The sequence below is a fragment of the Pseudomonas sp. AB6 genome (assembly GCF_034314105.1).
Classification (GTDB): Bacteria; Pseudomonadota; Gammaproteobacteria; order Pseudomonadales; family Pseudomonadaceae; genus Aquipseudomonas.
Map to the genome: position 1 here is coordinate 4,219,686 of NZ_JAVIWJ010000001.1, position 22,572 is coordinate 4,242,257.

Below are 22,572 nucleotides of genomic sequence, written 5' to 3' on the forward strand. Positions count from 1 at the left end.
TTACTAAGCGTTTTTCGCTAGAAAGCTGGTTCCTACAGAGGTTCAGTGCCGGAGCTTCAATAACCCGAAGGCCGGTACTGCAACGCTTCGGCCAGATGATGACGGGCAATCCCATCGACTTGCTCCAAATCAGCCAAGGTCCGCGCCACTTTCAGCAGACGGTGCGCAGCCCTGAGTGAAAGGGTCAGGCGCTCGCAGGCGGTTTCCAGCCACGTCTCATCTTCGGTTGATAAGGGGCAATGTTTGCGCAGTCCCGGTAAGTCTAGAAAGGCGTTGGGGCAACCTTGACGTTGTTGTTGTCGGTGGCGGGCCTGTGCGACAAGCGTTGCAGCTGTAGCCGTGTCGTCGCCGGTTTGCGGGCCTGGGTTGAGCGCGGTAGCTTCACGGGCGACGGTCAGGTGCAAGTCGATCCGATCCAGCAGTGGGCCGGACAATTTGTTGCGGTAACGCTGGATTTGCTCCGTCGAGCACCGGCAGCGACCGCTCGGTTCACCGAGATAGCCACAGGGGCAAGGGTTCATTGCGGCGACCAACTGGAAACGCGCCGGAAAACGCACTCTGTCTCGGGCCCGAGCAATGACGATATGGCCGGACTCCAGCGGTTCACGCAGCACCTCCAGCACTTTGCGGTCGAACTCGGGCAACTCATCGAGAAACAACACTCCATGGTGGGCAAGGGTTATTTCCCCCGGCTGAGGCCGACTGCCGCCGCCCACCAGCGCGGCGCCGGAGGCTGAGTGATGCGGTTGTCGAAAAGGTCGAAGCGGCCAACTGGTTAGAGGCGTCTGACTGGCAACCGACTGAATCGCCGCCACTTCCAACGCTTCATGTTCATCCAGCGGCGGCAGCAAGCCGGGCAAGCGGCTGGCGAGAAGTGTCTTACCGGTGCCAGGCGGCCCGCTGAAAAGAAGATTGTGCGCCCCGGCCGCTGCGACCAGGAGCGCACGTTTGGCGGCAGTTTGGCCCTGTACCTCATCTAAGTCCGGATAAGGTTTGCTCTGGTGCAATAGGCCGCTGGATACATAGGGGATGATCGGTGCCTGGCCGTTGAAATGCGCCACCAACTGACGTAGGTCGTTGACGGCGAGGACTCTTAAGCCGGAAGCCAGACACGCCTCTTCAGCGTTCGCGGTAGGCACGATTAACGTATGGCCTGCCGCCCGTGCTGCCAACGCTGCAGGCAACACGCCTTGAATCGGTCGAATGCACCCTGACAAAGCCAACTCACCCAAACATTCCACGCCCTGCAAGGCGAGCGCGGGTAATTGCGCACTGGCAGCCAACAACCCTAATGCAATAGCAAGATCAAAGCGTCCGCCGTCTTTGGGCAAATCAGCGGGTGCGAGATTCAGCGTGATCCGACGTGCTGGAAATTGAAAACCTGAATTTAAGATGGCACTGCGTACTCGGTCCTTACTTTCTCTGACTGCACCTTCGGGCAGCCCCACTAGCGTTAACGCCGGCAAACCGTTGGCTAAGTGACATTCGACGGTAACGGCAGGTGCTTCCACGCCTACTTGGGCACGACTGAGGACGATGGCTAGAGACATGATCATTCCTTGATGTCCGAATAACCGCATCCTGCGGGATTTAGCGAAGAAGCTGGGGAGGAGAATCACTACAGGGTGTGAACTTATGGACTTCGGCAGCTTTTACATGTCCTTTGTTTACGCTGTGACAGCGCAGGCTCGAAGTTCTTCAGGGCGTGTCACTCGGCCGACGGAGCCAATCGTGCTTCCATCTCGGCCACTTTCGATTCCAGCGCTTCTAGACGAGCGCGAGTTCGGGCAAGTACGGCCATCTGGCTATCAAATTCTTCACGGCTGACCAGGTCCAGTTTGCTAAACCCGCTTTGTATTAGGGTTTTGAACTGACTTTCGAATTCTGTACGTGGAACCGGTGTTTCGCCATTGAACAAACGTGAGGCGTGGCCGCTCAAGGCATCGAGGAAGGCTTTGGGTGCGAGCATGGTCAAGTTTCCATAAACAGATGCGCGGCAGTGTATCACGCAGCGTCTATAGTCAATCCAGCCCTGTTGCACTGCACGATTATTGTGCGTACCGACGGGCACGAACGCACTGTTTGTGTGCGTGTTAGAAGAAGTGCTTATCTGGAGGCGCGGAGATTATCCTTAAAAACATTGATATCAGCGGTTTTACACAAGATGGCAAGCTTTCTGCTTAGTGGCTTATAACCCATGCACTGATGCCGTCACTGTGACGATGAGTGCGGAAGGCGAAGCAGGGAAGAGTTTCGTCGGAAGCAGTTTTTTTGGGAGTCGGGCTCGTATGAGACGACCGACGGGTTACAAAGCCAAGCACTGCGCTTAGACTTGAGTCGGGTTTGTTTTCCTGGGGCAAGTCCACCAATTCGGGAGAAAGTTTCATGAAACTAGTCACTGCAATCATTAAGCCGTTCAAGTTGGACGATGTGCGCGAGTCGCTGTCCGAAATCGGCGTGCAGGGCATCACCGTCACTGAAGTGAAAGGCTTCGGTCGGCAGAAGGGTCACACCGAGTTGTATCGCGGTGCGGAATACGTAGTCGACTTCCTGCCTAAAGTAAAAATCGATGTCGCTATAGATGATAAGGATCTGGACCGGGTTATCGAGGCGATAACCAAAGCAGCCAACACCGGCAAGATTGGTGACGGGAAGATCTTCGTGGTTAATCTGGAACAGGCTATTCGCATCCGTACCGGCGAAACCGATACCGACGCAATCTAAGCCGCCAACCCCCATCGCCCCAGGAGTAAAACAATATGACTCTGCGTCAATTCGCAGGGCTAGGAGCCCTGCTGTCCCTTTTAATACCTGGTCTGGCCCTGGCGGCTGACCCGGTGCCCGTTGTCGCTCCAGTGCTCAATTCCGGCGATACGTCGTGGATGTTGACCTCGACGGCGCTGGTGTTGTTCATGACCATCCCCGGTCTGGCGCTGTTCTACGGTGGCATGGTTCGGTCCAAAAACATTCTCGCAATAATGATGCAGTGCTTCGCCATTACCGGTCTGATCAGCATCCTGTGGGTCATTTATGGCTACAGCATCGCGTTCGACACAACGGGCATGGAAGTAAACGTCGTTAATTACTACTCATTTATAGGCAGCTTCGGCAAAGCGTTCCTCGCAGGTATCACGCCAGCAAGCATCACTGGCCCAACCGCGCTGTTCCCTGAGGCCGTGTTTGTTACCTACCAGATGACTTTCGCCATCATCACCCCGGCGTTGATCGTCGGTGCATTTGCTGATCGCATGAAGTTCTCTTCAATGCTGGTCTTCATGACCCTTTGGTTCACCTTCGTGTATGCGCCGATTGCGCACATGGTCTGGAGTGGTCCGGGCGCACTGTTGGGCGATTGGGGTGTTCTCGACTTCGCTGGTGGCACCGTGGTTCACATCAACGCCGGTGTTGCTGGTCTGGTTGCCTGTCTGGTACTGGGCAAGCGTAAAGGCTACCCAGCTACACCGATGGCCCCGCATAACCTCGGTTACACATTGATGGGTGCCGCCATGTTGTGGGTTGGCTGGTTCGGTTTCAACGCCGGCTCCGCTGCTGCGGCCAACGGTACTGCCGGTATGGCAATGCTCGTTACCCAAATTGCTACCGCTGCTGCTGCGCTGGGCTGGATGTTCGCCGAGTGGATGACTCACGGTAAGCCAAGTGCCTTGGGCATCGCTTCGGGTGTGGTTGCCGGTCTGGTTGCCATTACTCCTGCAGCCGGTACTGTCGGCCCGATGGGCTCGTTGGTTATCGGTTTGGCAGCGGGCGTGGTCTGCTTCTTCTGCGCTACTAGCTTGAAACGCAAACTGGGCTACGATGACTCCCTGGACGCCTTCGGTGTACATGGTATCGGCGGTATCCTCGGCGCGATTTTGACCGGTGTGTTCGCAGCACCTGCCATGGGCGGCTTCGGCACTGTGACTGACATCGCGGCACAAGTCTGGATTCAATGCAAAGGCGTAGGGTTCACGATTATCTACACGGCGATTGCGACATTTATCATTCTCAAGGTGGTTGACGCGGTCATGGGCCTGCGTGTCACCGAAGAAGAAGAGGCTGTCGGCCTTGACCTTGCACTTCACAACGAGCGTGGCTACAACTTGTAAGCGAGCACAAAAATAATGCCCGGGTAACCGGGCATTTTTTTGTCTGAGTTTTGTCGATGTAGGTACGGTCGCGAGCGTAGCTCGCTTCTGGACTATGGCTTACAGCTAACGTGGCTTATAACGCGCTTTGTTTTTTTTGCCAGCGCGTTAGAATGCGCGCCGAAGCGTGGAGAATTGTATGTGGCAACAGACGCTGATTACGTTGCGAGCAAGGCCTCGCGGCTTTCATCTCGTGACCGACGAGATACTGGCAGGTTTGCCTGAACTGCGCAGTTGTCGAGTCGGGCTATTGCATTTGTGGCTGCAGCATACCTCGGCCTCGTTGACCGTTAACGAGAATACCGATCCGGCCGTGCGTCGTGACTTCGAACGTTTTTTCAGCCGTCTGGTGCCTCAGGGAATGGACGGATACGAACATCACGACGAAGGACCCGATGATCTGCCTGCGCACTTCAAGGCCAGCTTGCTTGGCTGCCAATTGAGTTTGCCAATTACGGCAGGGCGTTTGGCGTTGGGCACCTGGCAAGGTGTTTATTTGGGTGAGCATCGTGATGTAGGTGGTGCTCGCAGAGTTCTTGTCACCCTGCAAGGTGATGGGGATGACCGCTGATTGTCAGCGGATGTTGAATTTTTTCTGGCGACCCTCGAAAGTTGGTGTAGCTGGGCTATAACTAATCTGCTTTCGCAAGTCATGAGGTAGAACATGAGCGACGACGACAACGATTTGGTAGACGATCTGGAAGACGAAGAAGGCGGTGAGGAACTGGCCGTTGCTGGTGGTGAAGAGGACGGCCCTGAGGTTGACGATAGCCCAGACGGTGCTCCGGCTCTACCTAAGGGCAAAGCCAAGGCTGCTGCTGCAGTTGATGAGCTGCCCAGCGTAGAAGCCAAGAACAAAGAGCGTGATGCCTTGGCTCGCGCAATGGAAGAGTTCCTGGCCAAAGGCGGCACCGTGCAGGAAGTGGAGGCCAATGTGGTCGCCGATCCGCCGAAGAAGCCTGATAACAAGTACGGTAGCCGGCCTATTTAGGCATTGGTTGCAGTTGCCGTTGAGAAAAAGCCCGCTGTCGTTGCGGGCTTTTTCTTGACGGCGATTCTGCCAAGTTAATCTAATGCCAGCGTTTCAACAGCGCCGGTAATTCGTTCAGGCTTTTGATTTCTGCATCAGGATGCTTGTCGGCTTCCCATGGTTTACCCGTTGGGTTAAACCAGATTGCGCGAAAGCCTGCTTGCTGGGCGCCGGCAATATCGTCCCCCGGATGATCGCCGATATGTACGGCAGCGTTGGCATCGACACGTCCGCGCTTTAACGCTTCCAGAAATGGAGCAGGGTCGGGTTTACCGATGCCAATTTCTTCTGCGCTCAGTGCGAAGGCGAAATAATCCGCAAGCCCCAAACGCCTGACGTCGGCGTTGCCATTAGTCAAAACCCCTAGCGTGTAGGTTTTAGCAAGGATTTCCAAGGTTGGCTGAACCTCAGGAAAGATCTCGATCTGATGCCGCGCGTGCAGAAAAACTTCAAAGCTTTTATCGGCGAGACCCTGTGCTTGATCATGGGGATACCCGGCATCTTCCAATGCATGAAACAACACTTGGCGGCGCAGTGCACTGATCCGGTGCTTGAATGACGGGTCAACCTCGACTAACCGTGTGCGGATTGCCCACAGATGCTCAACCGGAACCGCTCCCAGGTTTGGTGCGTGTTCGGCCAACCAGTCTCGCAGCACAGCTTCGGCGCTAACGATCACCGGGGCGGTGTCCCACAAGGTGTCATCAAGATCGAAAGTAACCAGCTTAATCATGGTCAGAGCCCTTTAAGCGTTTGGCCCGGGGATGGGCACTGTCGTAGACCGTTGCCAGGTGCTGGAAGTCCAAATGTGTGTAGATCTGGGTAGTAGTGATGTCGGCGTGTCCGAGCAACTCCTGAACCGCACGTAGATCCTGCGAAGATTCGAGTAGGTGGCTGGCGAACGAATGGCGAAGCATGTGCGGGTGCAGGTTCTGCCCCAATTCGCGTATGCCTGCAGCTTTCACGCGCACTTGAATAGCTCGCGGACCCAAGCGTCGCCCCTGTTGGCTGATAAACACCGCGTCATCCTGCGGATTAGCCAAAGCGCGTAATGGCAGCCAGATTTCCAAGGCTTCGCGAGCTTTTTTACCCACCGGAAGCACCCGGGTTTTGCTCCCTTTTCCAAGAACTTGAATCAGGCCGTCACTCAAGTCCAATTGCTCCAGATTGAGCCCGGTCAGCTCGGATAGGCGAAGACCCGAAGAATAGAACAGCTCCAGGATGGCTTGATCACGATGGGCCAGAAAATCGTCCTCGACCGCGCCGTCGAGTAATTGCAGCGCGCGGTCGGCGTCAAGGGTCTTCGGCAAGCGGCGCTCACCTTTGGGCGGCGACAAGCCATTGGCGGGGTCGTGATTACACAGCCCTTCGCGATTTAAATAGTGATACAAACCGCGAACCGCCGATAGCAAGCGCGCCAAGCTGCGCGATGATTGACCCTGCTGGTGCAAGCGAGCAATCAAGCTGCGCAGGTGCTGAGTGTCCAGCGCTGACCAGTTGTTCACGTCTTGTTTCTCGCAGAAGGCCAGCACTTTATTCAAGTCTCGACGGTAGGCCTCCAGCGTATGCGGTGACACCTGACGCTCGCTGCGCAGGTGCATGCAATAAGCGTTCAGTTGTCTTTCCACAGTTAGTAAACCGGGCGAGGAGGTTGAGCGAAGCGTGGCAATACTCTGCCCAATACTTCAGCGATGTAGCTGAGGAATAAAGTGCCGACCGAGCTTTTGTAATACTGAGGATCGCGGCTGCCGATCGCCAGTACGCCGTGCAGGCCTTGATGGGTCAGGGCTACGACTGCGCTGGAGCCGACTTGGACGCCTTGATCTGCGCCGTATAAAAACGACAGTTCATGCTCACGCAACGCCCCACAAACGATCTTGTCATCTGAAATCAGTCCGCCGATAGATTTCTGTGCTTCGTCCGCGCTAACCCAGCGTCCGACCGTCATAGGCTTTTCGCTGAACAGGATCAGACTGACGAAAGGCACCTGAAACTCTTGGCGTAAGCTGTCCTCAACGGCGATGACCACCTCCTCCAAGCTGGTAGCGTCTATTAACGCCAGCATAAGGCGACGAGTTTTTTCGAACAGCCGATCGTTGTCCCGCGCAACGTCCATCAATTGCGAAAGGCGGTGGCGCATTTCGATGTTGCGATCACGCAGCAGCTTGAGCTGACGCTCAACCAGTGACACCGTATCGCCACGCTGATGCGGGAGGCGCAGGGTTGTCAGCAGTTCTTCGTGGTCCACGAAAAACTCTGGGTGTTGCTGCAAATACGCGGCTATGGCCTGCGCTTCCAAGGCTGGCACTGCACCTTCGGTAGCGGCTTTACTGGGCTTCCCAGCTGAATTCTGAGGCTGATCGGTCATCGAATTTGCTCACTCATAGACGAACCTGTCCTTCGTAAACCCGCACGGCCGGTCCCGTCATTTTCACGGAGTGGCCTGGGCCTTCCCATTCAATGGACAGGCGCCCGCCAGGCAGGTCGATCAGCAGGGGCGAATCCATCCATCCTTGAGTGATGGCCGCCACCGCTGCTGCGCAAGCGCCAGTTCCACAGGCCTGTGTTTCCCCTGCACCGCGTTCCCAGACACGCAATTGCGCGCGTTGGCGATCAACCACGTGCAAGAAGCCGACGTTGACCCGAGCAGGGAAGCGCGGATGATGTTCCAGCTTTGGTCCCAGCACCTGCACGGGGGCGTTATTGATGTCATCAACACGCAACACCGCATGCGGATTGCCCATCGATACTGCGGCAAGCTCAATGTTTTGACCATCGACTTCAACCGCATAGTTCAGCGCCTGCTCGGCTGCCTGAAACGGGATCTGCTCCGGAATCAACCTGGGTGGGCCCATGTCGACGCTGATCTGTCCGTCGCTGCGGATATCGAGCTCAATGATCCCGCCTTTGGTTTCGACGCGAATCTGCCGTTTGGCGGTTAGGCGTTTGTCCAGCACGAAACGGGCAAAACAGCGTGCGCCGTTGCCACATTGCTCGACCTCGGAGCCGTCGGAATTAAAGATTCTGTAGCGAAAGTCCACGTCGGGATTACTTGGCGCTTCGACCAGCAAAAGCTGATCAAATCCGATCCCGGTGTGACGATCACCCCATTGTTTGGCGTGCTTGGGCAAAATATGCGCGTGCTGACTAACAAGGTCCAAAACCATGAAGTCGTTGCCTAGGCCGTGCATCTTGGTAAAACGCAGCAGCATGGGTTACTCCGGCAGCAGGCTTTCGCCAGCAAACAGCTCTGCCACGGTTTCGCGGCGGCGCACTTCAAATGCTTCGCTGCCATCAACCAATACCTCAGCGGTACGGCCACGGGTGTTGTAGTTGGAGCTCATGACAAAACCATAGGCGCCTGCCGAATGCACCGCCAGCAGATCACCTTCAACCAGCGCTAAATCGCGGCCCTTGGCCAGGAAGTCACCGGTTTCGCAGATCGGTCCGACGATGTCGTAGGTTCGCAACTGTGTATCGCGGGGGCGTACGGCAGTTACGTTCATCCAGGCTTGATACAGCGCCGGGCGAATCAAATCGTTCATCGCCGCATCGACAATGGCGAAATCCTTGTGCTCGGTGTGCTTGAGGTATTCCACTTGTGTCAGCAGCACGCCAGCATTGGCTACGATAAAGCGGCCGGGCTCGAATACGAGCGCCAAGTCGCGACCGTCAAGGCGCTCGCGCACGGCAGCAATATATTCGCTGGCCAATGGGGGCTCTTCGTCACGATAGCGAACACCCAATCCGCCGCCGAGATCAACGTGGTGCAAATGTATCCCGCATTCGCCGAGGCGGTCGATCAGTGCCAGCAAGCGATCCAGCGCATCAATAAAAGGTGGCAGGCTGGTCAATTGCGAACCGATGTGACAATCGACACCGATGATTTCAAGGTTTGGCAGTTGCGCTGCACGTAGATAAACGTCTTCGGCCTCAGCGATGGCGATGCCGAATTTGTTTTCTTTGAGGCCGGTGGAGATATAAGGATGCGTGCCAGCATCGACGTCCGGGTTCACGCGCAGCGATATTGGCGCACGAACACCTAATTCGGCGGCAATAACTTGCAGGCGTTCGAGTTCGTCAGTGGATTCAACGTTGAAGCAGTGAACGCCAACTTCCAAGGCTCGACGCATGTCTTGGCGAGTTTTGCCAACGCCGGAAAATACAACTCTGTCAGGGCTACCGCCAGCGGCTAACACACGCTCCAACTCGCCGATGGACACGATGTCGAAACCAGCGCCAAGGCGCGCCAGGACATTGAGTACACCCAGGTTGGAGTTGGCTTTCACCGCGAAGCACACCAAGTGGGGCAAGCCGCTCAATGCGTCGGTGTACGCGGTGTATTGCGCTTCGATGTGCGCGCGGGAGTAAACGTAAGTCGGCGTGCCGAAGCGTTCGGCAATGGCAGACAACGCTACACCCTCCGCGAACAGCTCACCGTCGCGGTAGTTGAAGGCGTCCATGGGTGTTCCCTAGTAAGAAGAGTGCTTGTGCGAACTTGATTGCGACGATTTGGCTTGGTCATCAGGGTTTTGGCTGTCATCAGGCATATACAACGGCCCTTTTTGACCACAGGCAGAGACCAGACAGGCGACCGCGAGGAGCGCAGCAATGGACGAGATCAGGCGCTTCATGGCGAAATCCTTTGTAAAAGCATTAATTGCGTCCGAGTATACCGACCACCCAGCGCCTTGCCTATGTAGGGGACGCCCCGTCCGACGGGGCTCCAAATGAAAGCAAGGGGCTTGGACTGGCATGGTCGCGCTATCGACGTAGCTGCCTGCTCTTGGCGGGTATGTTTTGCATTTGTCTTAAAGCGACCGTATCTTGCGTCGCTGCGCGTTGGTAGACACTTTTTGAGGTTCCTGTAATGAGTTTGACTGAAGCCCGCTTTCACGACCTGGTCGACGCCACCCAGCAAGCGCTGGAGGATGTTTTCGATGAAAGTGATATGGATCTGGACCTGGAAAACTCGGCCGGCGTGCTGACCGTGAAGTTCGAAAACGGCACTCAGCTCATCTTCAGCCGCCAAGAACCGCTGCGCCAGTTGTGGTTGGCTGCGAAAACAGGTGGTTTCCATTTCGACTACGACGAAGAAGAGAAGCGTTGGGCGTGCGATACCAGTGAAGAGCTGCTCAGTGAAATGCTCCATCGTCTTTGCTTGCAGCAAGGTGGTGTTGAGCTGGATTTCGACGAGATTTAATCGTGAGTAACCCCACACCGGTCAAACCGGCTAAACCGCTTTTTAGCAACGTCAGCCCCGCTGTGCCTTCGCCGTGCATCAGTATTTGTCGGCTTGATGAAAACAAAGTCTGCACCGGTTGCTGGCGGCATGTGGAAGACATCCGCGAATGGCGCTCGGCGGACGACAATCGCCGCCGACACATTCGCGCAACTGCCGAGCAGCGCAAGCTGGATGTTGAGCGACGTTTCGAATAATTCGGATTCAGTGCCCTGTCGGGGGTTCAGATCAGGCTATGGGATCGAATTATTGCTGCTCACCGTTGAGTTGGCGAAGCGCCCTGCCCGAAACACAGCGCTCTCAAACCGCGTCCATTGCGCTGTTTAGCGATCTTTCCAGATCGGCCTTGTAGCGCAGAAATAAAATGCTTTGCCCGCGCGTATCACCCAGCAGTCCGGAAAGGTCGAGGTCGGTGATGTAGCAGCGATAGCGTTCGCCTTCGCTGCGCTGTCGCAGGATTTGCTCTGCGACGACGGCGAATAATTGCTTGCCATATTCCAGCTCCGAGAACTCTCGCTGATTGCAGTACAAGGTGACGCTTACTTGCCCCTGGGTGGCTTCTTCGATGATCGCCTGCACCTCATAAAACGGTTTGTCGGCGGGCGTCGCTGGCGCTAAGCGGGGTTCGATGCGTCGGGCGCGACCTGGACCGCTGGGCATTAATTGGTAGTACAACGTTTCCAGCGCTAAAGGTAACAGCGGATTATCCAGCGATAACAACGCGCCGCGTCGAAAGACTAGCGACTGGAAGAAGCGTTGCAACGGCATTAACAGACTCGGCTCGTCAAAGTACGGCAACCGCTGGTGCCATAGGGCGTTATATTCGTCGAGCACATAAACGTCAGCGTGGGATTCGCTGATTCGGTAGAACACTTGAATACATTCGGGCTGGCCATGAGGCAGAATCATCGCCAAGTCATGGTCGTGCAACGCATACGCGTCTAGATGCAATGGGCTGTAACTGGGCAGCTCTTCACTCAAATAATCCAGTAACGCTGGAAAGCTGGGCAGCGGTACATGGTTGACCTGCCCGGGAATTATTTCCAGTACGTGGTATTGCTGCTGGACCTGAATGAGGTAGCGGTGGTTCAACCGTCGAACCAACAATAATTGTGCGGTTTTCACCAGCTCTTCGACCCGAAGAGCGATGGCGGGTGCGCGGTTATGGCAGAAGCAACGCACGCTTATTCGCGGCTGCTGCACACCCTCCGGCAGGTTGCTTAGTACATTGCTTAGGCAGTCTAGCAAGGCGTGGCGCCCGTCATACCGATTGACCAGTATTTCGTTCCAACTGTTAAGCGTGATTTGGTCGAAGGTCAGTACCAAATTCTCGCGAACCCCGGCGTAACTCAGCGAGTCAGTACGCTCGGTGGTCATCAGAATGTTCAGGTCGCGATGATGCTTGAGCGGATCGACGCCGACATTAACCAATAGCAACACCTCGCTCGGCACGCTGGGTCGCAGCAAATGCTCCTCGCTGATGGCGGTAAGGGGCAGGGGAATAGCCTGTTGCAGGCTGCCGATCAGGTTGAACAGCTCCAATTCGGTTAAATCGCTGGTGCCAGGGTGCAGTGCCAGGCGCGTGGTGGGGTCGATCACGTTGTTGCGGTGACACCACGTCAGCAATTCGAGCAATTCCCGGCTGCGCTTGATCGGTGAAAAGTGCTCACACTCGTGCGCGCCAAGGCTGCCGTTGTAGAGCGCCCACTGAGTTTTGCCGGGTTCACGTTTATTCGGCGATTGCACCAGGGTCAGTGTGTCTTCTGCCAAATCCGGCGCGATTCCTGGATTGATGAACTCAACTTTGCCGGCCTTGCGCTCGAACGCTGCATAAAGGCGTCGCCCGAGCATATTCAGGTCACGTTTGTTGATCAGGCTGACGGCTTTTTGCTTGCGGGCAAACTCGGTGAGGAATCGATAGCTGTGGTTCAGCTCGTTGACCAGCGCTCGGCGTTCGGTGGCGACTTGTCTCACTTTCCACTGGCTGCGGCTGTCGAGCAGCGCGAGCTGTCGTACGTCCCACTTCCATTCCTTGGTCAGACGTTCCAGCAGCAAGCGCTGCCAACTGGTGGTGCGCTGCCGTGGCGAGCCGGTGAGCTTTTTATTGACCTTCAGATAAAGGCTGCGCCGCACCAGTTCCAGACGCTCCGGCTCGCCTCGGGCGTTGAGGTACTCCTCAATGCGCCGGTAAACCATCATGTACGGGTCCAACTCATCGAGATTCAGCGCATCGGCAAACACCGCGTGTTTGAAGCGCAAACTCAGGCATTGCACGTGCGGCTGCTCGCTGGCATATACCTCTGTCAGCAGAAGTTTCAGAACCGACTTGTAGGGCGATTCGATGCCCTTGAACAGTTGCCAGAGTCCTGCGCCGATGAACTCGCCGGGCGGGATATGCGCCAGATGACCGAGATCGAGAATTTCATCCGCACGAATGAAACGCTTGGAGATCAGCGTATGGGTGTATTGACCGTAATGCTGTTCTTCATAGGTAGGTACCAACCACCACAGCGGTGTGCGGCCAGCCAGCCAGATAGCAGTGCGGTAAAACTCATCCAGCAGCAAGTAGTGTTGAGTGGTGCCGCAATCCTCTGAGCTCAATTGTGCATCGCGCTCACCCAGCACAAACCGTTTCGGGTCGATGAGGAAAAAATGCGCTTCAGCGCCTTGGCTAAGGGCCCAGCTTTCCAGCGCTTCGCATTTCTGGCGCAATTGGACGATGGCGCCTGAGCTCAGCAGCGAGTCATGGCAGACCCAAACGTCCATATCGCTCTGCTCGGCCTGGGCTAAGGTGCCGAGACTACCCATTAGATACAGACCGTGAATCGGTTGCGGTGGATTACCGTGGCGTTGCTTGTAGGAGAAGGATCGGGTCAATCGTTGCGCTTCAGCCAGCGCCTGAGCGTTAGGGTCATAGCCAGAAACCCCTGCGGGCGTACTGCCGGAAACATAGCCCGGTAATAGGGGATGATTAACGTGAAAGAACAGCGGCAATAGGGTCAATACCGCTTGTTGGCGTGTTGACAGACCTTCTATGGCACGGCCCAGCCGCCCATCGTTGACGGTCAGAAACCGATTGCGAAGTTGGCTGAGAACCTTGCGGTCGATGCCTTCATTCAGGTCGGGGCGGATTTCAAAGGTACGCGTCATCGCAGCTAACCGGCAGACGAGGTTCAAAAGAGTGTTCAAGGCGGCGAGAGCTTGCAGCTAACGAACGGGTACTTTTTAGCTGACTGAATAGTTGACGCCAAAATAATATCGGCAGCCGGTTTAAAAAGTGAAGGCCTGAAAGAATGGCTCGCGAGACCTGTTTGGAAGGTGAATTCCCGCGAGCCCGGCGAGGTTACTCAGGCGGTTTCGGTGACATTGAGGATGGTCAGAAGTGATTGGACGTGCTCGGCAGCTTCTAGACCCAAACTGGTCAGGTAGCCACCATCGAACTGAGTAATCAGTCCCTTATCAAACAAGCGCTGTGCGGCTGCAATCGCTTTGGGAGCTGCTATGTGGTGGACTTTGAGGCCCTCAAGGGTATTGCCCAGATTGAACAGTGCGAGGATTTCCAGTTCGGCAACCAACTCAGGGGTATACGACATAGACACTCCAGACATTTCCAGTGATGCGCCGCTCTGGTGTTGGGGGTCTGTCTTGAGTCAAGGTACAGGAACGAGCTGTCCTGCGCTTATTGAGCTCTTTAGGACCCAGAATGCCGGCGTGGCGCGACAGCCCCGGAGGTGATACGGCAGCGGGGCTTTTGCAGTGTAGACAGGGTGCGCTATTTTTGCAGCAGAACTTTAACCGCAGGTCATTTGGATTCAGGAGGCAGCGTTGGAAGCGCCCGCAGCGCCTGCTCATACCACTCAGTATTGAACGGGCGATCTTCTTCAAGTAGGGCGTCAATCTCTACTGCGAGCACATGGGCCATCAATTGCAGAATCTCTTCGCGCTCATAGCCGACTAATGTGAGCTTGTTGAAAGTCGCTTTGGCAGCCGGTGGAATATCGCTTTCGATCTGGTTTTCGATGGCCTGGATTAAGGTAGACTCGGCGAACTCTTCTTCATCGTCGTCAATTACGTCGTTTTTGTCGGTCATATTAATTTTCCTGAAAAAATAGCCACATGCGGGCAACAACAATGGTCTATAGCCAACTTATTGGCGAAGTGTGCCCGGCATTTCGGCAGATGCACGCCCCCAACAAGTTGGCCCCAGTCCTAGCGAGTGGCTAACAGCGCTTCGCCGCGCACTACTGCGGCTTTGACTTGAACCGGTGCAGTGCCGCCGATGTGGTTACGCGCACCGACCGAACCTTCGAGAGTCAATACGGCGAACACGTCCTGGTCAATGTGATCGCTGAAAGTACGCAGCTCTTGCAGGCTCATCTCGGCCAGATCCTTACCACTTTCCACGCCATACTTCACAGCATGGCCAACGATTTCGTGGCAGTCGCGAAAAGGCAGGCCACGGCGCACTAAGTAATCAGCAAGGTCTGTGGCGGTGGAGAAGCCACGTAAAGCCGCTTCGCGCATAATCGCGTGCTTGGGTTTGATTGCCGGAATCATGTCGGCAAAAGCACGTAACGAATCGCGCAAAGTGTCGGCGGCGTCGAAAAGCGGTTCTTTGTCTTCTTGATTGTCCTTGTTGTAGGCCAAAGGCTGACCTTTCATCAAAGTCAGCAGGCCCATTAACGCACCAAATACTCGACCGCTTTTGCCGCGTACCAGTTCTGGTACATCAGGATTTTTCTTTTGCGGCATGATCGAGCTGCCGGTACAGAAGCGATCTGGTAGGTCAATGAACTGAAACTGGGCGCTGGTCCACAACACCAACTCTTCGGAGAAGCGCGACAAGTGCATCATTGCAATGCTGGCTGCGGAACAAAATTCGATAGCGAAATCACGATCGGAAACACTGTCTAGTGAATTGCCACCCACGGCGTCAAAACCGAGCAGCTTGCAGACCATTTCGCGATCAATGGGGTAGGTCGTGCCCGCCAATGCAGCGCTTCCCAACGGCAAGCGATTGAGGCGCTTGCGACAGTCAACCAGGCGTTCGTAATCGCGGCTGAGCATCTCGAACCACGCCAACATGTGATGACCAAATGTCACTGGTTGGGCGGTTTGCAAGTGCGTGAAGCCAGGCATGATGGTCTCGGCTTCGCGTTTGGCTTGCCCCAGCAGACCCTGTTGCAGGCGAGTGATCTCAGCCAGGATCAGATCGATTTCATCGCGCAGCCACAGACGAATATCGGTCGCGACCTGATCGTTACGACTGCGTCCGGTGTGCAGTTTCTTGCCAGTGACGCCAATGCGATCGGTCAGGCGCGCTTCGATATTCATGTGCACATCTTCAAGGTCGATGCGCCAGTCGAAATTGCCAGCCTGGATTTCGGTCTGGATATTGTTCAGGCCGTCGATGATCGCATCACGCTCTGCGTCAGTGAGAACGCCAATGTGGGCCAGCATCGTTGCATGGGCGATGGAGCCCATGATGTCGTGGCGATAGAGGCGCTGATCAAAAGTCACGGAGGCGGTGAAGCGGGCGACAAACGCGTCGACGGGTTCACTGAAGCGGCCGCCCCAGGACTGATTGGTCTTGTCGGTGCTCATGGATTCGCTCGTTAGCCTGCTGTTTGGTGTTTAAAAATGGGAGTGGCCGAGGTTGAGGCGGCGCTGGCGATAATAGCAGGGTTGCTGTTTTTTTATTCTTGGGTAGCTTGTCGCTAGGGTCGGCGGCGCAGAGACTGATGCGATGCAAAATAGACAGCTGAAAACGGGGGCGGAGTCAGTGCCCGAAAAAGAATTTTTTCTACCTGAGCTGTGCGAGCCCCAGGCATTGTTGGTGTTGGTGGTTCTGGCTGAGCTATTGGTTATGGTTTTGGTGTTGGTCGAGCCCATGATTCCGGCATTTAACTGGGTGCGATTCGCGCTGATTTCACTGTTTGTACAATGGATCGTTTTGCTTTCAGCCGCTTTGATGTGCGGGTTGCGCCCCTGGCTGGCACGCTTGCCACCAAGTGTCGCGGGTTTGCTGTGTTGCGGGTTGGTAGTGGGATTGACCCTGGCGTGCACGGCAGCGACAGAGTATTTCGAACTGGCGGGAACGGCGACGGTCGGACTGAGGGTAGAGCGGTATTTTCGCTATTCGCTGATTGCGCTGATCATGTCGGCATTGATGTTGCGTTACTTTTATCTGCAAAGTCTGTGGCGCAAGCAGCAGCAAGGTGAATTGCGCGCCAGGATCGAATCGCTGCAAGCGCGGATCCGGCCGCACTTTCTCTTTAACACGCTCAACAGTATTGCCAGTTTGGTCGCTAGCGATCCGATTAAGGCCGAACAAGCGGTATTGGACTTATCCGATTTGTTTCGTGCGAGTCTCGCCAAGCCTGGAAATTTTGTTACATGGAGTGACGAACTTGAATTGGCAAAACGTTATCTTTCGATTGAGCAATATCGTCTCGGCGAGCGTCTACAGTTGGACTGGGTAGTGAGTGCAATTCCAGACGACTTGCCCATTCCACAGCTAACCTTGCAGCCATTACTTGAGAATGCCTTGCTCTACGGCATTGCACCGCGTGTTGAAGGCGGCGTAGTCAGGGTCGAAGCAACCTATAAAGAGGGGGAGTTTATATTGTGCGTCAGCAATCCCTATGACGAAGTCGCCAAAACGCAGACTTCCAACGGCACCCATCAGGCACTCGTGAACATTGGTGCGCGAATTACGGCACTTTTTGGCCCGCGCGCCAGTCTGAGCGTGGAACGTCGTGATGGTCGTCACTTCACCTGTCTACGCTATCCTTGTGCGAGACTCACGCAGGAAGCCAAAGCAATATGAATGTCCTGATCGTTGATGACGAACCCCTGGCCCGTGAGCGACTGAGTCGCTTGGTCAGTGAAATCGAGGGTTACAGAGTCCTCGAACCCAGCGCTACGAATGGCGAAGAAGCCTTGGCGCTGATCGATAGCCTTAAACCGGATGTAGTGCTGCTCGATATCCGTATGCCAGGTCTGGACGGTCTTCAGGTGGCCGCCAAATTGTGCGAGCGCGAGACGCCGCCCGCAGTTGTTTTCTGCACCGCTCACGACGAATTTGCCCTAGAGGCTTTTCAGGTAAGCGCTGTGGGGTACTTGGTTAAACCGGTACGAGCGGAGCATTTGCTTGAGGCGTTGAAAAAAGCCGAGCGGCCCAATCGTGTCCAGCTTGCAGCCATGACCCGACCTGCTGCTGAAACGGGTAGCGGTCCGCGTAGCCATATCAGTGCCCGAACCCGTAAGGGGATTGAGCTGATACCACTGGATCAGGTAGTTTTTTTCATTGCTGATCATAAGTACGTGACCCTGCGCCACGAAGGCGGCGAGGTGTTACTGGATGAGCCGCTCAAGGCGTTGGAAGATGAGTTCGGCGACCGGTTTGTACGCATCCACCGCAATGCGCTGGTCGCGCGGGATCGCATTGAGCGCTTGCAACGTACGCCGCTGGGACATTTCCAGCTGTTCCTGCGTGGTCTTAACGGCGACGCGCTGATCGTCAGCCGACGCCACGTAGCGGGTGTGCGGAAAATGATGCAGCAGCTTTAAGTGGCGCGACGTGTCACGTAACCGCGATTTCCCTTCGCGATTGGATACGCTCTGGCAGGGTTTTTACTGCTTCGCAGGAGCAGATATCAATCTGCCTGACGTGCCGCTTCAAGCTGACGCACGCCGGTGGGGCCTTGCAGCTGTTATTATCCGGAGCATCTACTCAAGTACGGATTGATCCATGTTCACTCGCGAAATTCGCATCGCTACCCGAAAAAGTGCGTTGGCCTTATGGCAGGCCGAATATGTCAAAGCCCGCCTTGAAGATTTTCATCCTGGATTGATCGTGACTTTGGTGCCCATGGTCAGCCGTGCTGACAAGTTGCTCGACTCACCCTTGTCCAAGATTGGTGGCAAGGGTTTGTTCGTCAAAGAGCTGGAAACAGCCATGCTTGAGGGTAATGCCGACATCGCGGTGCACTCGATGAAAGACGTTCCGATGGACTTCCCTGAAGGTCTTGGTCTGTTCTGTATCTGCGAGCGCGAAGACGCCCGCGACGCGTTTGTCTCCAACACTTTTGCTAGCCTGGATCAACTGCCTGCGGGCAGCATTGTCGGAACATCGAGCTTGCGTCGTCAGGCGCAACTGCTGTCGCGACGGCCGGATCTGCAGATTCGTTTCCTGCGCGGCAATGTAAACACCCGCTTGGCCAAACTGGATGCGGGTGAGTACGACGCGATTATTCTTGCGGCGGCTGGTTTGATTCGATTGGGCTTTGAAGGGCGTATCACCGCGCCAATCAGCATCGAAGACGGATTACCGTCAGGTGGTCAAGGCGCGGTGGCAATCGAATGCCGCACGGCTGATAGCGAAATTCAAGCCTTGCTCGTGCCTCTCAATCACGCTGATACCTCGGTGCGGGTGACCGCAGAACGAGCTTTGAACAAGCACCTCAATGGGGGCTGCCAAGTGCCCATCGCTTGTTACGCGGTGCTGGAAGGTGAGCAGATCTGGCTACGCGGAATGGTCGGCGATCCAGAAGGCGGCCTTCTTCTAAACGCGGATGCCCGGGGCCCTCGAGCTAACCCTGACGCACTGGGTGTCCAGGTTGCCGAAGCGTTGTTGGCCCAAGGTGCACAAGCTATTTTGCAAAAAGTATACGGCGAGGCGGGCGCAGAGTGACGGCTTGGCGACTGCTGCTGACGCGTCCCGCGCAGGAGTCAGCCGCGCTGGCGACCTTGCTGGGTGACGTTGGCGTCTATAGCAGCAGCCTGCCATTGCTGGACATCGAACCGCTACCAATCACCGGTGCGCAGCGCTCGATGATTTTCGATCTGGACCTTTACTCCGTTGTCATCGTCGTCAGCAAGCCGGCTGCACGCCTGGCTTTGTTGTTGATTGATGAGATCTGGCCGCAGCCGCCCATTCAACGGTGGTTCACGGTCGGCGCTGCGACCGCGCAGATTCTCGAAGAATATGGCCTGGACGTCGCCTATCCCCAAGGCGGTGAAGACAGCGAAGCCTTGCTCGAATTGGCACCCCTGAAAGAAACTTTGGCATCGCCTGGCGCGCGGGTACTAATTCTTCGTGGTGAAGGTGGTAGGGAACTGTTGGCCGAGCGCTTGCGTGGACTGGGCGCAAGTGTCGATTATCTCCCGTTGTACCGCCGCACCTTGCCCAGCTACGCTGCGTCTGAGCTGCCACGCCGTATTGAAGCGGAACGCCTGAACGGTGTGGTGGTCAGCAGTGGACAGGGTTTTGAACACTTGCGCATATTAGCAGGCGATGCCTGGCCGGATGTGGCACGGTTACCTTTATTTGTACCGAGCCCTCGGGTCGCCGAACTGGCGTATGCGGCGGGGGCCCAGACAGTTGTGGATTGTCGTGGCGCTAATGCCACGGCTTTGCTGGCGGCGTTACGGGCACAGCCGGAACCTGCCCTCTAGGCGTAGCGATGATGGCCTCATTCAGAGCAGCGTTGTCTTCGAAGTGATGTGCGCCCTAATGCAAAGGATGAATACGTGAGCGAAACAGTTTTGCCCAAAGAACAACTTGAACCGGTGATTGAGGTGCCTGCGCCAAACCCGAATACTCCTTCGAAGAACCGTGGCAGCGGCCTTGTGATCTTGGCTTTGTTGCTGGGCGTTGCGGGTATCGCGGTTGGCGGTTGGGGGGTGTGGCAGGTGCGTAGCCTCCAAGCAGGTCATCAACAGCAGTTGTCCCAATTACAGGACATTGGCACGCAGACGCAGACGCTCAAGCAGGGTGAGCAGCAATTGTCCGCACGACTGGCGCAAATGCCACCCCCAGCGGAGTTGGAAGACCGCCGGCGTCTGGTGGCTCAACTTCAAAGCGATCAGCAGCGGTTGAGTCAACGCTTGGAGACTGTGCTGGGTGCCAGTCGCCAAGATTGGCGATTGGCCGAGGCCGAGCACTTGCTGCGGTTGGCCAGCCTGCGTTTATCGGCGTTGCAGGATATCAACAGCGCGTTGGCCTTGGTTCAAGGTGCCGATCAGATTCTGCAAGAGCAGGATGATCCAGGTTCGTTCGGCGCCCGCGAGCAATTGGCCAAAAGCCTGGCCGCATTGCGTAGCGTCGAACAGCCGGATCGTACCGGACTGTTCTTGCAACTTGGGGCCTTGCGTAATCAGGTTCTTCAGCTCAACACCTTGGCGCCCGAGTATCAGGACAAAGGTGAATCACTGCTGGGTCTAACTGCTGCCGGCGATGCCACCCAAAGCCGTTGGGCGCAATGGTGGGATCAGATCTCGCATTACATCCGTATTGACTTCAACGCCGACAAAGACATCCGTCCGTTACTGGCTGGGCAGAGTCTGACTCAGGTTCGACTGGCCTTGAGTCTGACGCTGGAACAGGCGCAATGGGCAGCGCTCAATGGCGAGCCCAAGGTCTACGCCCAAGCGCTGGCGGAAGCGCGCAACGTCCTGCAAAACAACTTCAACAAAGACAATCCGCAGAACAAGGTGCTTGATGACCAACTGCAAGCGCTGACAACGCAGCCTGTGGCAGTAATTACACCTGATTTGGCGCGAAGCCTGAGTTCGGTGCAGGCCTACCTTGAGCAACGTCATGTCGCCGCAAATAAGCCTGACGCACAAGCCAAGCAGGAGACCAGCCCATGAAACGTGTGTACCTGATTCTGTTTGCGGTAATCGCCGTCGCGGCATTGATTGGCGTGGCCATTTCCCAACAGTCGGGCTATGTGTTGATTTCGTATCAAAACTTTCGCTACGAATCGAGCCTGTGGGCAACGTTAGGGCTACTGCTGCTTATTTGGCTGGTGGTATTTGTGGTGCGGGTTTTATTGAACCTGGTCACAACTTCCAGTGGGGTGGTCAATCCATGGTCGCGGCGTAACCGCAGTCGTCGAGTGCAGCAGGCGATCGAGCAAGGTCAACTGGACCTCGCCGAAGGCCGTTGGGCTAGCGCGCAAGGTCATCTTCAGCGCGCGGCTGAGGCTGACCGTCAGCCGCTGCTGTACTACCTTGGCGCAGCGCGAGCGGCGAATGAGCTCGGTCGCTACGAAGACAGTGACAGCCTGCTAGAGCGTGCCCTGGAGCGGCAACCGCATGCAGAACTGGCTATCGCGTTAAGTCACGCGCAGTTGCAGTTGGATCGCGGCGATAACGACGGTGCACGGGCCACTCTGGAGGCCATGCATGAACGCCACCCACGCAACCCACAAGTACTGCGCCAATTGCAACGTCTTTATCAGCAGCAACAGGATTGGGCTGCGCTGATTCGGCTGATGCCCGAGCTGCGAAAGGACAAGGTACTGCCTTCGGCGGAACTGCTTGAGCTAGAGCGCCGGGCTTGGGGTGAAAATCTGACGCTCGCGGCGCACCGCGAACTGGAAGGCGAGGCTGGACTCCAGTCGCTCAACAACGCTTGGAAACAACTTTCCTCCGCGCAACGGCAGGAACCGCCTCTGGTTCTGGCCTATGCCGAGCAATTACGTCAATTAGGCGCCGACGGAGAAGCAGAGGAGGTGCTGCGAGGGGCGCTCAAGCGTGATTACAACAGTCATTTGGCGCGTTTCTACGGACTCTTGCGCGGCAATGATCCCGCCCGGCAGTTGCAAATGGCCGAAGGCTGGCTCAAACAACATCCCGCCGATCCAAGCCTGCTGTTGACACTTGGACGTCTGTGCCTTCAAAGCAGTTTATGGGGTAAAGCGCGTGACTATCTGGAAGACAGTTTGCGCTTGCAGCGTAATCCGGAGGCATGCGCGGAATTGGCGCGACTCTTAGCGCAACTGGGCGAAACGGACCGAAGTAACCAACTGTTTCAGGAAGGTCTTGGGTTACTTGACGAGCGTTTGCTGGCGAGGCCGCTTCCCGCGTTAGCGAGGGCGTAACCCTTGAGGGGGGGCGTCGTGAGCGCGGGCTCCTACGTCCTTGCTGGAACAGTTTGACAGCTAGCTTGTAGGACGTTTCCAGTCTGTTGGTAGCCGAACGGGGATATTTTTCATAGCCGGTATAAAGTCCTACAGACCACGTCATTAGGGGCTTACGGCATTGCAGACGTATCCGTACGCTGATGCCTTGAAACGTTCAGATGCTTTCTCTACCGTAGGTGCCCTCGCATTCTGTAACGGATCCGCCATGCAATTGGCTCGCTCGCG

The 22,572-nt window shown here is 56.0% G+C and carries 24 protein-coding genes; 12 read left to right on the forward strand and 12 right to left on the reverse strand.

The features are described from left to right. Nucleotides 1–56 precede the first annotated feature (56 nt). Nucleotides 57–1,550 (reverse strand): YifB family Mg chelatase-like AAA ATPase, encoded by a 1,494-nt coding sequence (locus RGW60_RS19835; RefSeq protein ID WP_322206176.1) that lies wholly within the window; start codon nucleotides 1,548–1,550, stop codon nucleotides 57–59. A gap of 158 nt (nucleotides 1,551–1,708) precedes the next feature. Then, the gene (locus RGW60_RS19840; protein WP_322206177.1) at nucleotides 1,709–1,969 is read right to left on the reverse strand and encodes an accessory factor UbiK family protein; all 261 of its coding nucleotides are present in this window, start codon (nucleotides 1,967–1,969) and stop codon (nucleotides 1,709–1,711) included. Between the two features lie 416 nt (nucleotides 1,970–2,385). Here RGW60_RS19840 and glnK point away from each other — a divergent pair, with 416 nt between their 5' ends. From glnK to RGW60_RS19860, 4 genes are all read left to right on the forward strand, one after another. Then, complete coding sequence (gene glnK / locus RGW60_RS19845) at nucleotides 2,386–2,724, forward strand: P-II family nitrogen regulator (protein ID WP_002555808.1); 339 nt, start codon at nucleotides 2,386–2,388, stop codon at nucleotides 2,722–2,724. A gap of 35 nt (nucleotides 2,725–2,759) precedes the next feature. After that, nucleotides 2,760–4,103 carry an ammonium transporter gene (locus RGW60_RS19850; protein WP_322206178.1) on the forward strand — a complete coding sequence of 448 codons (1,344 nt, stop codon included), beginning with the start codon at nucleotides 2,760–2,762 and terminating at the stop codon, nucleotides 4,101–4,103. Nucleotides 4,104–4,281: 178 nt separating this feature from the next. Beyond that, entirely contained in the window at nucleotides 4,282–4,713 is a 432-nt protein-coding gene (locus tag RGW60_RS19855; protein ID WP_322206179.1) for a secondary thiamine-phosphate synthase enzyme YjbQ, read from the forward strand. 93 nt (nucleotides 4,714–4,806) lie between these two features. Beyond that, nucleotides 4,807–5,133 carry a hypothetical protein gene (locus tag RGW60_RS19860; RefSeq protein ID WP_322206180.1) on the forward strand — a complete coding sequence of 109 codons (327 nt, stop codon included), beginning with the start codon at nucleotides 4,807–4,809 and terminating at the stop codon, nucleotides 5,131–5,133. A 79-nt stretch (nucleotides 5,134–5,212) separates the two neighbouring features. On the opposite strand, the gene RGW60_RS19865 is transcribed toward RGW60_RS19860, so the two are convergent. Genes RGW60_RS19865 through lptM form a run of 6 tightly spaced genes read right to left on the reverse strand, consistent with a single transcriptional unit; the run spans nucleotide 5,213 to nucleotide 9,806 of the window. Then, complete coding sequence (locus tag RGW60_RS19865; RefSeq protein WP_322206181.1) at nucleotides 5,213–5,905, reverse strand: HAD family hydrolase; 693 nt, start codon at nucleotides 5,903–5,905, stop codon at nucleotides 5,213–5,215. Further along, a complete protein-coding gene (gene xerC / locus RGW60_RS19870; protein WP_322206182.1) occupies nucleotides 5,898–6,800 on the reverse strand; it encodes a tyrosine recombinase XerC in 903 nt (300 codons plus the stop codon). The genes RGW60_RS19865 and xerC overlap by 8 nt, the downstream gene beginning before the upstream one ends. A 2-nt stretch (nucleotides 6,801–6,802) precedes the next feature. Then, entirely contained in the window at nucleotides 6,803–7,540 is a 738-nt protein-coding gene (locus tag RGW60_RS19875) for a DUF484 family protein (protein ID WP_322206183.1), read from the reverse strand. A gap of 13 nt (nucleotides 7,541–7,553) precedes the next feature. After that, nucleotides 7,554–8,384 (reverse strand): diaminopimelate epimerase, encoded by an 831-nt coding sequence (gene dapF / locus RGW60_RS19880; protein ID WP_322206184.1) that lies wholly within the window; start codon nucleotides 8,382–8,384, stop codon nucleotides 7,554–7,556. Between the two features lie 3 nt (nucleotides 8,385–8,387). After that, nucleotides 8,388–9,635: a diaminopimelate decarboxylase gene (lysA, locus tag RGW60_RS19885; protein ID WP_322206185.1), complete on the reverse strand. Its 1,248-nt coding sequence runs from the start codon at nucleotides 9,633–9,635 to the stop codon at nucleotides 8,388–8,390. Nucleotides 9,636–9,644: 9 nt separating this feature from the next. Beyond that, a complete protein-coding gene (lptM, locus tag RGW60_RS19890) occupies nucleotides 9,645–9,806 on the reverse strand; it encodes an LPS translocon maturation chaperone LptM (protein ID WP_322206186.1) in 162 nt (53 codons plus the stop codon). 236 nt (nucleotides 9,807–10,042) lie between these two features. Between lptM and cyaY the strand changes: the two genes are divergently transcribed. Continuing rightward, nucleotides 10,043–10,375, forward strand: coding sequence for an iron donor protein CyaY (gene cyaY, locus RGW60_RS19895; protein WP_322206187.1), 333 nt, complete (start codon nucleotides 10,043–10,045; stop codon nucleotides 10,373–10,375). Nucleotides 10,376–10,377: 2 nt separating this feature from the next. Beyond that, the gene (locus RGW60_RS19900; protein WP_322206188.1) at nucleotides 10,378–10,611 is read left to right on the forward strand and encodes a DUF1289 domain-containing protein; all 234 of its coding nucleotides are present in this window, start codon (nucleotides 10,378–10,380) and stop codon (nucleotides 10,609–10,611) included. Nucleotides 10,612–10,714: 103 nt separating this feature from the next. Here RGW60_RS19900 and RGW60_RS19905 read toward each other — a convergent pair whose 3' ends face one another. The 4 genes from RGW60_RS19905 to argH all read right to left on the reverse strand — a co-directional run bounded on the left by RGW60_RS19905 (nucleotide 10,715) and on the right by argH (nucleotide 16,018). Next, nucleotides 10,715–13,564, reverse strand: a complete 2,850-nt coding sequence (locus RGW60_RS19905; RefSeq protein WP_322206189.1) for a class I adenylate cyclase — start codon at nucleotides 13,562–13,564, stop codon at nucleotides 10,715–10,717. A gap of 197 nt (nucleotides 13,565–13,761) precedes the next feature. Then, nucleotides 13,762–14,007: a TIGR02647 family protein gene (locus tag RGW60_RS19910; RefSeq protein ID WP_322206190.1), complete on the reverse strand. Its 246-nt coding sequence runs from the start codon at nucleotides 14,005–14,007 to the stop codon at nucleotides 13,762–13,764. 209 nt (nucleotides 14,008–14,216) lie between these two features. Then, the gene (locus RGW60_RS19915) at nucleotides 14,217–14,504 is read right to left on the reverse strand and encodes a hypothetical protein (RefSeq protein ID WP_322206191.1); all 288 of its coding nucleotides are present in this window, start codon (nucleotides 14,502–14,504) and stop codon (nucleotides 14,217–14,219) included. Between the two features lie 119 nt (nucleotides 14,505–14,623). Further along, on the reverse strand, nucleotides 14,624–16,018 hold the full coding sequence (gene argH / locus RGW60_RS19920) for an argininosuccinate lyase (protein ID WP_322206192.1): 1,395 nt from the start codon (nucleotides 16,016–16,018) through the stop codon (nucleotides 14,624–14,626). Between the two features lie 142 nt (nucleotides 16,019–16,160). Here argH and RGW60_RS19925 point away from each other — a divergent pair, with 142 nt between their 5' ends. The 6 genes from RGW60_RS19925 (at nucleotide 16,161) to RGW60_RS19950 (ending at nucleotide 22,305) form a co-directional block, all read left to right on the forward strand. Beyond that, nucleotides 16,161–17,243 (forward strand): sensor histidine kinase, encoded by a 1,083-nt coding sequence (locus RGW60_RS19925; RefSeq protein WP_322206193.1) that lies wholly within the window; start codon nucleotides 16,161–16,163, stop codon nucleotides 17,241–17,243. Next, entirely contained in the window at nucleotides 17,240–17,986 is a 747-nt protein-coding gene (locus RGW60_RS19930; protein ID WP_322206194.1) for a LytTR family DNA-binding domain-containing protein, read from the forward strand. Before RGW60_RS19925 ends, RGW60_RS19930 begins: the two co-directional genes overlap by 4 nt. A gap of 181 nt (nucleotides 17,987–18,167) precedes the next feature. After that, nucleotides 18,168–19,109 (forward strand): hydroxymethylbilane synthase, encoded by a 942-nt coding sequence (gene hemC / locus RGW60_RS19935; RefSeq protein ID WP_322206195.1) that lies wholly within the window; start codon nucleotides 18,168–18,170, stop codon nucleotides 19,107–19,109. Beyond that, nucleotides 19,106–19,873, forward strand: a complete 768-nt coding sequence (locus RGW60_RS19940; RefSeq protein ID WP_322206196.1) for a uroporphyrinogen-III synthase — start codon at nucleotides 19,106–19,108, stop codon at nucleotides 19,871–19,873. Before hemC ends, RGW60_RS19940 begins: the two co-directional genes overlap by 4 nt. A gap of 75 nt (nucleotides 19,874–19,948) precedes the next feature. Continuing rightward, nucleotides 19,949–21,070: a uroporphyrinogen-III C-methyltransferase gene (locus RGW60_RS19945; protein ID WP_322206197.1), complete on the forward strand. Its 1,122-nt coding sequence runs from the start codon at nucleotides 19,949–19,951 to the stop codon at nucleotides 21,068–21,070. Further along, on the forward strand, nucleotides 21,067–22,305 hold the full coding sequence (locus RGW60_RS19950; RefSeq protein WP_322206198.1) for a heme biosynthesis HemY N-terminal domain-containing protein: 1,239 nt from the start codon (nucleotides 21,067–21,069) through the stop codon (nucleotides 22,303–22,305). Before RGW60_RS19945 ends, RGW60_RS19950 begins: the two co-directional genes overlap by 4 nt. The last annotated feature ends 267 nt before the right edge of the window (nucleotides 22,306–22,572 follow it).